The 12,513-nt window shown below is 65.6% G+C and carries 13 protein-coding genes; 7 read left to right on the forward strand and 6 right to left on the reverse strand.

Annotated features, from left to right (window positions below; genetic code table 11):
* Window positions 1–24: 24 nt before the first annotated feature.
* The 3 genes from ACLMAJ_RS12940 to ACLMAJ_RS12950 form a co-directional block, all read right to left on the reverse strand.
* Complete coding sequence (locus tag ACLMAJ_RS12940; protein WP_412013866.1) at window positions 25–738, reverse strand: endonuclease/exonuclease/phosphatase family protein; 714 nt, start codon at window positions 736–738, stop codon at window positions 25–27.
* A gap of 166 nt (window positions 739–904) precedes the next feature.
* The gene (locus ACLMAJ_RS12945; RefSeq protein ID WP_412013867.1) at window positions 905–1,990 is read right to left on the reverse strand and encodes an FAD-dependent oxidoreductase; all 1,086 of its coding nucleotides are present in this window, start codon (window positions 1,988–1,990) and stop codon (window positions 905–907) included.
* Window positions 1,991–2,031: 41 nt separating this feature from the next.
* A complete protein-coding gene (locus tag ACLMAJ_RS12950) occupies window positions 2,032–3,438 on the reverse strand; it encodes an amino acid permease (RefSeq protein ID WP_412014077.1) in 1,407 nt (468 codons plus the stop codon).
* Between the two features lie 254 nt (window positions 3,439–3,692).
* On the opposite strand from ACLMAJ_RS12950, the gene ACLMAJ_RS12955 reads away from it, so the two are divergent.
* Window positions 3,693–4,463, forward strand: coding sequence for a siderophore-interacting protein (locus ACLMAJ_RS12955; protein WP_412013868.1), 771 nt, complete (start codon window positions 3,693–3,695; stop codon window positions 4,461–4,463).
* Window positions 4,464–4,599: 136 nt separating this feature from the next.
* Here the strand turns inward: ACLMAJ_RS12955 and ACLMAJ_RS12960 are convergent, their stop codons facing one another.
* From ACLMAJ_RS12960 to ACLMAJ_RS12970, 3 genes are read right to left on the reverse strand one after another with little or no spacing between them, the layout of a single operon-like run.
* Window positions 4,600–5,652, reverse strand: a complete 1,053-nt coding sequence (locus ACLMAJ_RS12960) for an ABC transporter substrate-binding protein (RefSeq protein ID WP_412013869.1) — start codon at window positions 5,650–5,652, stop codon at window positions 4,600–4,602.
* Window positions 5,653–5,654: 2 nt separating this feature from the next.
* A complete protein-coding gene (locus ACLMAJ_RS12965) occupies window positions 5,655–6,542 on the reverse strand; it encodes an ABC transporter permease (RefSeq protein WP_412013870.1) in 888 nt (295 codons plus the stop codon).
* Window positions 6,532–7,338, reverse strand: a complete 807-nt coding sequence (locus ACLMAJ_RS12970) for an ABC transporter ATP-binding protein (protein ID WP_412013871.1) — start codon at window positions 7,336–7,338, stop codon at window positions 6,532–6,534. Before ACLMAJ_RS12970 ends, ACLMAJ_RS12965 begins: the two co-directional genes overlap by 11 nt.
* Window positions 7,339–7,486: 148 nt before the next feature.
* Here ACLMAJ_RS12970 and ACLMAJ_RS12975 point away from each other — a divergent pair, with 148 nt between their 5' ends.
* From ACLMAJ_RS12975 to ACLMAJ_RS13000, 6 genes are all read left to right on the forward strand, one after another.
* On the forward strand, window positions 7,487–9,175 hold the full coding sequence (locus ACLMAJ_RS12975) for an ATP-binding protein (RefSeq protein WP_412013873.1): 1,689 nt from the start codon (window positions 7,487–7,489) through the stop codon (window positions 9,173–9,175).
* Window positions 9,157–9,828, forward strand: coding sequence for a response regulator (locus ACLMAJ_RS12980; RefSeq protein ID WP_412013874.1), 672 nt, complete (start codon window positions 9,157–9,159; stop codon window positions 9,826–9,828). The genes ACLMAJ_RS12975 and ACLMAJ_RS12980 overlap by 19 nt, the downstream gene beginning before the upstream one ends.
* A gap of 163 nt (window positions 9,829–9,991) precedes the next feature.
* Entirely contained in the window at window positions 9,992–10,537 is a 546-nt protein-coding gene (locus ACLMAJ_RS12985; protein WP_412013875.1) for a DUF3558 domain-containing protein, read from the forward strand.
* Between the two features lie 41 nt (window positions 10,538–10,578).
* Window positions 10,579–11,055, forward strand: a complete 477-nt coding sequence (locus ACLMAJ_RS12990) for a hypothetical protein (RefSeq protein ID WP_412013876.1) — start codon at window positions 10,579–10,581, stop codon at window positions 11,053–11,055.
* A 12-nt stretch (window positions 11,056–11,067) separates the two neighbouring features.
* Window positions 11,068–11,643 (forward strand): WXG100 family type VII secretion target, encoded by a 576-nt coding sequence (locus ACLMAJ_RS12995; protein WP_412013877.1) that lies wholly within the window; start codon window positions 11,068–11,070, stop codon window positions 11,641–11,643.
* Window positions 11,644–11,680: 37 nt separating this feature from the next.
* The gene (locus tag ACLMAJ_RS13000; RefSeq protein WP_412013878.1) at window positions 11,681–12,448 is read left to right on the forward strand and encodes an ESX secretion-associated protein EspG; all 768 of its coding nucleotides are present in this window, start codon (window positions 11,681–11,683) and stop codon (window positions 12,446–12,448) included.
* The last annotated feature ends 65 nt before the right edge of the window (window positions 12,449–12,513 follow it).

Consider the following 12,513-nt stretch of genomic DNA (forward strand, 5'->3'; position numbering starts at 1 on the left):
ACCGAAATCCCTGCCATCGCTCACTCAGACAGTGATGGTCGCGTACACGATGTTGTGGTCCGATAGATCATCGGCGCCATCGACCGCCGCGTCTACCAGCACGGCGTCGCGCACCACGATGTGGTCGATGAACTGCGACTTCGGGCCTTCATCGCGCGGGCGCGTCGGTAGTGCGTCCGGAGGAAGGTCTGCGACGACGAACTCGGGTCCGAGGCCGGACTCGACGGTGGCACGGTCGATATTGAAATCGCCGAGCACCACGGTCGCGGATCCCGGTACGGCGGTGGCTAATTCGGCCAAGCGCGTCAGTTGACCGGTGCGGCGCCGATCGCCGCTCAGGTGGGTGGCGATGACGAGCATTTCCGCCGTACGGACGACGAGCGCACCATTGCCGGGATCGTTCTCGAACGGCTCAGCGGTAACCTCCTGACCTGCGCCATCGACGAGGAGAACGAGATACTCCCCAGGGTTGTGCAACGAACTGGCCCCATGCCGAGACACCGGAATCCGTGGATACCGCAAGGCATGAACAGCCCGATCGGGCAGCGCGTCCCGCAGGCTCGCCAACTGGTCCCCGCTGACCTCCTGCAAGGCGATGACCTGCTCGCCACGCCCCGCCACCCGAGCGGTGACCGCGGCGATCCGTTCGGTCTCGTCCGGCCACTGATCGAGGACGCCCGCCCCCCAGTTCTCCGCATGCACGCGATGCAGAACATTCCAGGTGGCCACGGTAGTCATAGCTCGCGATCGTAGTGACCCGAGCGCCGTCGCAGGACGTAAGACCAGGGTGTCGCCCGAGCCCGTCCCGCTATCGGCCCGCCTCACCACCTGTCCGCCATGGCGAATGACGCCTGAGTGAGAGAGCCTCTTGCTCGACGCCGAAGCCCGGTGCCGCTCGACGAGGTTACGTGTGCCGACCGGGCGGACGCGGACGGGATCGGGCGGCTCGGGCGCGCTCAGTGGTGATGTGGTCGCGGCGGGCGGTCATGGCGGCCGATAGCGATGCGCCGGTGCGGATGGCCTGGTGTAGGGCGAACGCGTCTTGGATAGCGTCGCGGGCACCGACACCCGCGGCCGGTGTTATGGCGTGATCGGCGTCGCCGCAGAGAATTACGTCGTCGCGGGGCGGGCGCGCGTTGGTCAGTGGAACGTTGCGCGCGTTGGATACGTGGACGGTGGTTGTGTCGTCGAGCATTGCGTCGACCAGGTCGGGGATGTCCGGTGCGACGGCACGTACGGCGGCGCTCCACTCGTCGACGGGGTGGAAGCCGACATCCCCGACCGGGATCGCCGGGCGGGTGATGCGGGCGAACCAGGCCGCGGTGTCGTCGTTCCACAGGTGCCCGAAAGCGTCGGTCGCCGGTGCGTCGCCGACGCGGTGGATCTGGAAGTGCAGCAACGACTTCTCACTCGATACCGGCAGCGGCCCGTCGGTGACGCCGTAGACCACGACCTGTTGGGCGTACACCGCGGGCCGATCGGGTTCCAAGCGCGCGCGGACCATCGAGTCGATGCCGTCGGCCGCGATGAGCGGGCCGTCGATGGGCAGCGACTCGTCACTTGGCGGGCGCTGTCGGACGAAGTCCGTCCCCGAGACCGCGCTCGGCACGCCGACCCGCACCGTGTCGGCATCGAAATCGATGACCTGACAGTCGTATCGAATGTCGGCGGGCGACCTGCGGGCGAAGTCGGTGAGGACCCGCATCAGGTCCGGACGGAAATACAGGCGGCGACCGTCACCGGGAACGACGCGGTCCGGCCCGCCCGCCTCATGGACCGCAAGCCCGTTCACCGTGTGCGAGACCGCCCGCAAATCCGCGACGGGCACCCCTAGCTCGCCGAGTGTGTCGTGCGCGTGGCCGTCGAGGACCAGGAACGCACCCTCCTCGACGACTGCTCGCCGCTCATAGACCGTCACCGAAACCCCGTCTCGCGCAAGGGCTCCTGCGAGTACTGTCCCGGCGATGCCGCCGCCGATGATGGTGACCATGCCGCGCTCCTCGATGTGGTCGACCGGTCCGCGCGGGCGCGCTACTCGACCGGTTCGGGTGCGACGCTGCGCTTTCCGAGCTTGTCGAGTGCCACATAGCCGACACAGACCAGCACCGCCCAGACTGCACCGACAACGACCGCGGTGCGGCCGCTTTCGGTGAAGAACAGCAGCACGACCACCAGAGCGAGGAAAGCCAGGGCCAGAACCGTCGTGTACGGCGCGCCGGGCAGCCGATAGTCGCTGGCTGGCAGCTCACCGCGCGCCACCTTGGCCCGATAGATCAGATGGCAGACCAGGATCATGCCCCAGACGAAGATGATGCCGATGGTGCTGACCGAAGTGATGTAGGCGAAGGCCTTGTCCGGCGAGATGATGTTGACGATCACGCCGATGACCATCGCCGCGGCCGAGGCACAAATACCCGCGAATGGGACCGAGCGCGAGTTGAGCTTGCCGAGCGCGGCGGGTGCTTCCCGGTGCAGCGACAGGGTACGCAGCATGCGGCCGGTCGAGTAGATACCCGAGTTACACGAGGACAACGCCGCGGTCAGCAGCACGAAGTTGATGATGCCCGCCGCGCCGGGGATACCGATCTGCTCGAACACCTCCACGAACGGGCTGCGCCCGGCATGGAAGGTGCGCCAGCTCGACACCGACATGATCACCAGCAGCGCGCCGACATAGAACAGCCCGATTCGGAAAGGCAGCGTGTTGATCGCCTTGCGCAGCGTTTTGCGCGGCTCGCGCGCCTCGCCCGCGGTGATGCCGACCAATTCCACACCCACATAGGCGAACAGCACGATCTGCAATACCAGCAGCGACTGCCCCATACCGTTCGGGAACACCCCGCCATCGGCCCACAGGTTGGTCACCGTCGGGTTGGCAGCATGTCCGAATCCGAACATCAGCACCCCGATACCGATGAGGATCATGCCGATGATCGCGGTGACCTTGATGGTGGAGAACCAGAATTCGCCCTCGCCGAACAGCCGCACCGAGATCAGATTCGCCGCGAACATCACCCCGAGCACCACCAGCGCGGTGATCCAGGGTTCGATATCGAACCAGTACTGGACGTATTTGCCCGCGACGGTGATCTCGGCCATGCAGGTGGCGACCCACACCGCCCAGTAGGTCCAGCCGGTGACGAACCCGGCGAAGCGTCCGACGAATTCGTTCGCGTACTCGGCGAAACTGCCGGAGACCGGTCGATAGGTGAGCAACTCCCCCAGCGCCCGCATGATCACGAAGATCGCGACGCCCGCGGCGAGGTAGGCCAGGATCAAGGCGGGGCCAGCTTGCTCGATCGCGCCGCCCGCACCGTAGAACAGGCCGGTGCCGATCGCACCGCCGATTGCGATCATCTGAATCGTGCGTGGATTGAGTCCTCGCGAGTAACCTTCCTCGCTCGATCCTGTCGATCCGTCCGGACCGATGGGCGCCATGTCCGCTTGAAGCTGACGGTCAGAGGCTGTCATGAGGGGTCACGCTACCGGCCGTATGGCGGCTTGCCCGCCACCGCGGGGAACAGCCCGCGCATCATCGCTGTTGAGCCAGCGAATATGTCGGGCCGCCGCGAGGTTCGCATGAACGTGGGCGTTACAACGCCCACGCGCCGCGTAATACACACAAACGACGGTTCGACGATCAACCGGGTACCGTGTAAGGCAACCCTAATATTCAATAATCGGAGGTTACCTTGGCCCGCCCCCGCACCACACTGACCGTGCAACGCACCGAACAGCTGACACCCCACCTCATCAGGGTCCATCTCGGCGGACCCGGCTTCGCCGCGTTCCAGCCGAGCGAGTTCAGTGACTCCTACGTGAAGTTCATTTTTCCGCGCGACGGCATCGACGTTTTGCGCACCTACACCGTTCGCTCCATCGACGCCGAGGCAGGCGCGCTCGCCGTCGACTTCGTCTACCACGGCGACGAGGGCATCGCGGGTCCGTGGGCGGCAGCTGTCCAGCCCGGCGACACCATCGACGCCTTCGGTCCCAGCGGAGCGTACTCACCACGCACGGACGCCGACTGGCATCTGCTGGCCGGTGACGAGGCGGCGCTGCCCGCCATCGCCGCCGCGCTCGAAGCCATGGACTCGACCGCGCGCGGACGCGCGTTCATCGAGGTATCCGGCCCTGAGGACGAGCTGCCGCTGAGCGCGCCCGACGGCATCGAGATCACCTGGCTGCATCGCGGCGCGCGCCCCACCGGCGAACTACTCGCCGAGTCGGTCCGCAATGCGCCATGGGACGACGGCCAGGTCCAGGTCTTCATCCACGGCGAGGCCCAGTCCGTCATGCACGATCTGCGCCGCTATATCCGTCGCGAACGCAATGTGCCCGTCGAGTGGGCGGGATCGATCTCCGGTTACTGGCGGCGCGGCCGCACCGAGGAAGGCTTCCGCACGTGGAAGGCCGACCTCGCCGCCCAGGAAAAGGGTGAACCGGCGCGCGCCGGCAGCTGATCCGCACTCCGCCATGTCGCGCGGGCAGTGCGACGCCGCTGCTGAGCAGCTACGGAGGAGGACGTGCGTCCTCCTCCGTAGCTACGTGGATGGCAGGGTCAACCGGATTGCGGCGGACCCGCCCACCGGTTTCCCGTCATTGCTGCGACGACCGCAGCGCCTGCTCAACGAATCGCGTTGTGTAGGTATCGGACAATTTGATGCGGTCACGCACCGGTTTCACGTTCTTCGAGTACTTGCCGAGAATGTTCAGGACATTCTCGGCACCTTCGGGTTTCATCAGCCCGTCGCCGTTGAACATGCCGATCGAGTCGCGGATGGACTGGACGTAGAGATCCTTGCCCGCCGACGCGTACTGCGGCGGCATCTTTTCGGCGATCTCCAGCGGCGTGTGCGTCTTGATCCATTGCAGGGTCTGCACGAACGCCGCCGCGAGCTTTCTCACGATGTCCGGGTGCGCGTCGACGGTGTCGCACCGCATGTACAGCGACGACGCCGGGTACAGCCCGCCGAGCGCGGCGCGCGTGCCTTCCTCGGTACGCATGTCCACCAGAATCTTCGCGTCACCGGAGTTCACCATCTGCGCGACGGTGGGATCGGTGGTCATGCCCGCGTCGATCCCGTTGTGGTTCATGCCCGCGATGAACGTCTGGCCCGCACCGACTTTCACACGGGTGTAGTCGGCGGTGCTCATGCCTTCCTGCCCGGTCAGCGCCTGGGTCAGGAAGTCGGTCGACGAGCCGAGCGAGGTCACACCCAGATTCTTGCCGCGCAGACCGGCCGCGGAGGTGATGGTTTCGGCGTCCTGCTTCGATACCAGTTCCACTTCCCCCGGCACATCGGCAAATTGCACCACCGACGTCAGACACTGCTCCTTGGCCTGTAGGTCGATGGTGTGGTCGTAGAATCCGACGACGGCCTGCACATCGCCGGTGAGCAGCGCGGTTTCCGCGGACGCGCCGGACTGTTCGCCGAGCAGCTTCACGTCGATGTCGTTCTTCTCGAACAGGCCGAGACGCTGGGCGAGCATGGCGGGCAGGTAGATCACCTTCTCCAGGCCGCCGACCATGATGGTGACCTGCGGGCGACCGTCGACCATCGGAATGGTGCGGGAATCCCGGCAACCGGTGGCGAGCAGTAGCGCCGCGATCACCCCGACAATCACCGTCAGGTGCTTGTAGTACCTCATCGTCAGATCCCGTGGTTCGAAGTCGACTGCGAGGGACGCCATTTCAGCAATCGGTTCTCCGCGAGACCGATCGCCCATTCGGCGATGAGCGCGATGACCGTAATGATGATCATGCCCGCATAGATACCCGCGGAGTCGAAGGTGCCCTGCGCATTACTGATCAGCAGGCCCAAACCCTTACTGGCACCGGCATATTCACCTACCACCGCACCGATCAGCGCAAAACCGAAGGCGGTGTGCAGGCTCGACAGGATCCAGGTTGTCGCGCTCGGCAGCACGATCGAGCCGAGCACCTGACGGCGACTCGCGCCGAGGATGCGAGCGTTGTTGATGACATTGCCATCGACTTCCCTGGCACCGGTGAAGGCATTGAAGAACACCGCGAAGAACACCAGTACCACCACGGTCGCGACCTTCGAGCTGAGTCCCAGACCGAACCAGATGATGAACAGCGACGCGAGCACGATACGCGGAACTGCGTTGAGCGCCTTGATGAACGGGGCGAGCACCTCCGCCCAGTACCTGCTGCGGCCGAGCAGCACGCCGAGCACGACGCCCGCGACGGTGCCGATCACGAAGCCGAGCACCGCCTCCTGCACGGTGGTGTAGATCTGCAGCCAGATCGACCCGAATTGCGTTCCCTCGGAGAACCATTCGACCAGGCGACCCCAGATCGCCGAGGGCTTCGAATAGAAGAACGGGTCGATCCACAGCGTAGCGGTCAACTCCCACGCGCCGAGCCAGATCGCGACGAGCGCGGCGCGCAACCCCCAGGTCCGCAGCCGCTCCCTGCGGGCATTGCCACGCACCCGGTCCAGAATCTGCTGCTCGGTTTCGATTTCGACCTCGGGCGAGGAGGCGGCCGCCTCGATGAGCACGTTATGCGACACGAGAGGCTCCCTTGCCTCGAGCTGCCTCGACCTCGTCGCGCAGCGTTTCCCAGATTTCCTTGTAGATGTCGCGGAACTCGGTGGTGAGCCGAACCTCCTCGACGCTGCGCGGGCGTTCCAGCCCCACGGTGAAGTCGCCGCAGACCGTCGCCGGGCTCGCGGTCATCACGATCACCCGGTCGGCGAGCACGATCGCCTCTTCCAGATCGTGGGTGACGAAGATGACCGCCGCACCGGTGCCCGCCCACACCCGCAGCAGCTCGTCCTGCATCAGCTGCCGGGTCTGCACATCCAACGCGCTGAACGGCTCGTCCATCAGCAGGATCTCGGGCTCGGTGACCAGCGTCTGCGCCAGTGCGACCCGCTTGCGCATGCCGCCGGAGAGCTGGTGCGGGTAATAGCCCTCGAATCCGGCGAGGCCGACGATGCGCACCCAGTTCGCGGCCTTCTCGCGGGCCTCGGACTTCGAGGCGCCGCGCAGCCGAGGGCCGAAGGCGACGTTGTCGAGGACACTCTTCCACGGCAGCACCGCGTCTTGCTGGAACATGTAGCCCACGCCGCTGGGGATGCCCTCGACATCCTTGCCACGCACCAAGGTCCGCCCGGCCGAGGCCGGTTGCAACCCGGACACCAGCGACAGGGTGGTCGATTTTCCGCATCCCGTCGGCCCGACGACGGCAACGAATTCGCCGGGTCGCACCGTGAGATTTAGATTCCGGACGGCGGTGTGGATGCCGCCGCCGGTGCCGGGGAAGCGCTTCGTCGCGCTCCGCAGCTCGATCAGTGGTTCGGTCATTCTCTTTGCTCCTACTGGATCAGGTAGAGCGAAAGTTACGTGGTCCGCGTCACACATCGAGACTTGTGCGCACAACCCGTGCAAACTCCCCGATTCGAAGGTTGTGCGCATTCTGCTCACGCGCAGCGAGGTGCATTATGCTGCGGAAATGGCCAAAGAAGGCACACCGGCCGTCCGGTTACGCACCCAGGTTCTGCTGCTGCAGATCGTGGTCGTCACGCTGACCCTCGGTGTCGCCTTCGCGGTGTTCGGCTATGTGAGCGAACAACGGCTGCGCGACGCGTACGGGCAGCGCGCACTCGCCATCGCGCGCACAGTGGCCGCCGACCCAACGGTGCGCGGCGAGGTCGCGAGGTACGCGCCGGGGATCGTCGGCACCGATCCGGAGTCGCGCGAACAGTTGGCCGCGGGCCCGTTGGAACGGATCGCGGTCGACACCACCGAACACACCGGTGCGCTGTTCGTCGTGATCACCGATGACGCGGGCATCCGGCTGGCACATCCGGACCAGGCGCGGCTGGCCGAACATGTCAGCACCGACCCTTCGGAAGCCTTGGCGGGTCGCGAAATCATCGTCGAGGAGCGTGGGACGCTCGGCGACTCGGTGCGCGCGAAAGTGCCTGTGGTCGCCGCGGATTCCGATGCGGTCGTCGGCCAGGTCAGTGTCGGCATCTCGACCGGAGCGGTCCGCGGGCAGCTACTCGACGATCTGCGCACCGCCGCCCTGCTCATCGGGGCCGCGCTGCTGGTCGGCATCCTCGGCTCGGCCATGCTGGCCCGCCGATGGCGCGGGCTCACCCTCGGACTCGAACCTGCCGAGCTCGCCGAACTGGTGCGCGGCCAGGCCGCGGTGCTGCACGGCATCGGCGCGGGCGTATTGGCCGTCGACTCGTCGTGGCGCACCACCTTCGTCAACGACGAAGCGCGCAGACTGCTCGACATCGATGCCGGAACCGGTCGTCCGGTGGACGAGATCGGTTTGACACCACGGGTTCTCGAAGTCTTTCGGGCGCTCGATGAGCAGCCGGCTCCGGCCACGATCGGCTCGCACATCGTGGTCGTCTCCGCGAGGCCGGTCAGCCGCGACGGCCACGATCTCGGCGCGGTGCTCACAGTGCGCGACCGCACCGATGTGGAATCGCTGACCCGCCAACTCGATGCCGTGCAATCGATGAGCACCGTGCTGCGCGCACAACGTCACGAGTTCTCCAACAAGATGCACCTGCTCAGCGGCCTGCTGCACGGTGGACGCACCGAGGAGGCCTCGCACGTCATCGACGAGCTGATCGGCGCGGGTCCCTTGGGCGCGGCCACACCGGGTATCGATGCAATCCACGATGCGTATCTGCAAGCTTTTCTCGCGGCCAAGGCGGCGCACTCACGCGAAAGCGGCGTCGAACTCGTCCTCGGCCCGAACACCTGGGTAGCAGGCAGCCTCGCCGATCCCGTGGACGTCACCACCGTGCTCGGCAACCTGCTCGACAACGCGATCGATGCGGCCCGTATCTCGGACAACCCGATAAAGCAGGTGGAAGTCGAACTCGTGCAGGAGGATTCGACGCTGCATATTGTCGTCGCCGACAGTGGTGACGGCATCGCCACCGGCATGCTCGACACCTTGTTCACCGAGGGCACCTCCACCCGCGAGGACCGCGGCGTACCCGGCGGCCGTGGCGTCGGCCTCGCATTGATCCGCCAGATCGCCCGCGCCCATGGTGGCGAGGTCCGTCTCGCCAGCCCGCGCGGTGACAGTCCGCCCCTTGTCGGCGCCGAGTTCATTGCCCGAATCCCCGGAGTGCTCGTAGACAGCGAGATGCCATGGCCACAACAGCTCTGACCGTCCTGGTGGTCGACGACGATTTCCGAGTCGCGAACCTGCACGCCGGAATCGCGCAATCCATCGCGGGCTTCACCGTCGCGGGCACCGCCAACACCCTGGCGTCCGCGCGGGAACTGCTCGCCGCCCACACCATCGACCTCGCCTTGGTCGATGTCTACCTGCCCGATGGTTCCGGTATCGACCTGGTCCGCGAACTGCACTGCGACAGTATGGTTCTGACGGCGGCCACCGACAGTGCCAGCGTCCGGGCCGCATTATCCGCGGGCGCACTCGCCTATCTCGTCAAACCGTTCCCGCACACTGTGCTCGCGGCCCGGCTGGCCGGATACGCCCGCTATCGCCGAACACTGGCCACCCCGCAGGTCGACAGTGCGAGCATCGAAGAGGCGCTCCAGGCTCTGCGCCCCGCCGCCACGCCCACCATCCCCGCGACCGTCGCCTCCCCCACCAAAGACCTTGTCCTGCACACGATCCTCGAAGCCACCGCACCCTTGTCCGCAGGCGAAGTCGCCACCGCGATCGGCATCTCCCGAGCCACCGCCCAGCGCTATCTCGCCAATCTGGTCGGCTCCGGCACGGTGCGGATGCAGCTGCGCTACGGCACCACCGGACGTCCCGAGCAGGAGTATTCGGCCACCCGTCGCGGGTGACGGATGACTACGACCCCAGCAAACCCTTCGAAAAAGCGGGCGCCGGATGCACTCGAGCGCGAGCATCGGAACGGGGTCGACGCCGTTGTTATAGTCGCCGGAACGAATCAGGCGAACAGTGGGAAGCGGGGTGAGCATGCGAGCGATCGTGGGAGTCTCCCTCATGGCAGGAGTGCTGGCCGCCGGGCCGGTGCTCGCGGGATGTGAACCGTCGGGCAACGGTGGCACTGAACCCTCCGCGGGCGCGACCACGATGTCGGGGCCTTCGGTCGCGGCCGACGTGCCGCGCGGATACGACCCATGCAAGAACATTCCGGACAGTGTGTTGGCATCAGAACAGTTGCGGGCGGCCGGGCCCGCCGGTCTCGATGCCGACGGCGGAATCAAGTGGCGCGGTTGTCGATGGATACGCACCGATGGATATGTGGCGGTCATCTGGACAACGAACCTCACTGTCGACATGACGCGGGACCGCCACTTCAGCGATCCCCAAGAGTTCACCATCGGCGGGCGACGAGCAATCGCGACACGACAGGTCCAGGAGCATCCGGGCGCGGTGTGCACAGTCACCGTCGAGATGCAGGGTGGCAGCCTCGAGTTCGACCTGACCAACCCGCCATCGAACCGGGACACCGGCAGCACCGATACTTGCCGGCTCGCTCGAACCTTGGCGGAGAAGGTTGCGCCAACAGTGCCCGCCACGGCCTGATCGCGGCAAGGCTGATCAGGTTTCACCGGAGGGAAGCAATCATGAGTGACGACAAAGCCCCGGCCAGCCCGTTGACCAACTTCATCGGTGCGGCGCGAGAGGGTCGCCTGCTGGTGCGGATGGATCCGGAGCAGTTCGTATACCTCGACCGAGACTGTCAGTTCTTCAAGGACCAGATCCGACTGATCCAGACAGATATGGACGCGATCTCCAAGCAGGAGTCGTGGGGGCTCGGTGAGCATTACGTCGGCAAAAACGGCAAAGATCTCATCTCGGGGAAGACGATGGTGAAACGCTACCGGGAAAAGGCCAAGGGCTCGAACAACGGCGTATACGAGGTAATGGAGTCCCACTACAAGATCGTGGAAGACTTTCAGTCCCTGTTCCGAACGATCCGTGAACGCCTGTGCGCGCAGGACGCCACGTGGGCCGCGACCTACCGCGACAAAGAAGCAAACCTGCCACAGCGGCCGCCCACACCGGCGCGGATCTTCTCGTGGCCGATGCCGGTCGAGTAAGGCAGGACTCAAATGAGCGAAAACGAACGCAAGCAGATCCCCGGCGATGGGGAGGATGTTCTCAGTTGGACGCACGGCGAGATCAACGACGCTTTCGAAGGCGTGAATGTAGACCCGACATTCAAGGCGGCCCTGGACTTTTCCAACGCCGCGACCAACTGGGATCAGGGTTTGGAGACCTTTGCCCGCTCCATCACCAACTCCATCTCGCAAGCCTGGGAAGGCGCGGCCGCGGAGAAGGCCAAGGATGCGATCGAGCGGTATACCGATGATGCTCGCAAACTCGAACCGCTGCTGACGCGGCTATCGAACCAGATCGCCGAATCAGCGAGCGCGATCGTCGATACGAAGAAGGCCATCCCTGGCTACCGACGTCATTCGTGGACCGCGAACGTTTGGCCGCCGAGGGCCGCCGAGGAAGAGCGTGCTCGCAATGACGCCGAGGCCGAGGCCCAGAACGCGATGGACACCAACTATCGGGCTCGCCTCGGCGAGCACGATGCGCAGATCCCCGTGCTGCCCGTTGGACAGGATCCCACTCGGCCACTGGATATCCCCGCTTCGAAACCCGGCGACAACCCGAACTGAGCGACCGACCCCCAGCTTTACCCGATAGGACCTGTTGATGGCTGAATGGACTTGGGACCCCGACGATTTCGCTGCACTATGGTACAGCGCCGCGAATGACCGGTTTCCTAATCCACTGCACTACCGCAGCCGATTCGAGCTGCGTGACGAATTCGCCGCCCACCGGCACGCAGTGCGCGAACGCTATACCACCGACGAACTCCAGCGCATTCAGCTCGCCCTGCATACCTTGTCGACCTCGGACGTTCGGATCGAAATTCTCGGCGGCACAACCAAACACAAAGCGCGCGACGGCTCCGTGACGATGTATCGCATCGTCGGCGCCCGCAACACTCATCACGCGGTCACCTTGTTCCAGTCCGCCTCCACTGAACGGGACGGACCGATCCGGCTGCGCACCTTCCGCCCCGAGAACCTGCCCGCCGGCCTCGCCGCCGCGATCCCCACTGTGCGGCCCGGCAAACAGCAGTCGGCCACTTTCCACCCCGACGACCTGCGCCCTCGCAAGGGCTTCTTCGAAGACGTCGCCCGCAATACCCCGCGCGAGCGGTACCGACGCCTACTGCGCCGCCCGTCGGACGGCGGCGGCAGCGCCGGTCTACTCACCGGCGCTGTCAACAAACTCTCCACTCCCTGGCACGTCCTGCAATGGCACGACATCACCGGCGACGGCCGCTACACCGAAGTCCGCGCCGGACACATCACCGTCCAGCCCACCACCCCCACCGACCTCGCCGCCCGCTTCACCTCCTGGATAGACAACGCCCTCCAACGTCTGAACGACGAAGCAAACGCCAACTGGTGAAGGCAGTCCGGCCGTGACCATGTCGCGGTGATCGGCCCGCTCGACAAACCGCTAGCCAGATCCAT

The organism is Nocardia arseniciresistens (genome assembly GCF_046764875.1).
GTDB lineage: Bacteria > Actinomycetota > Actinomycetes > Mycobacteriales > Mycobacteriaceae > Nocardia > Nocardia arseniciresistens.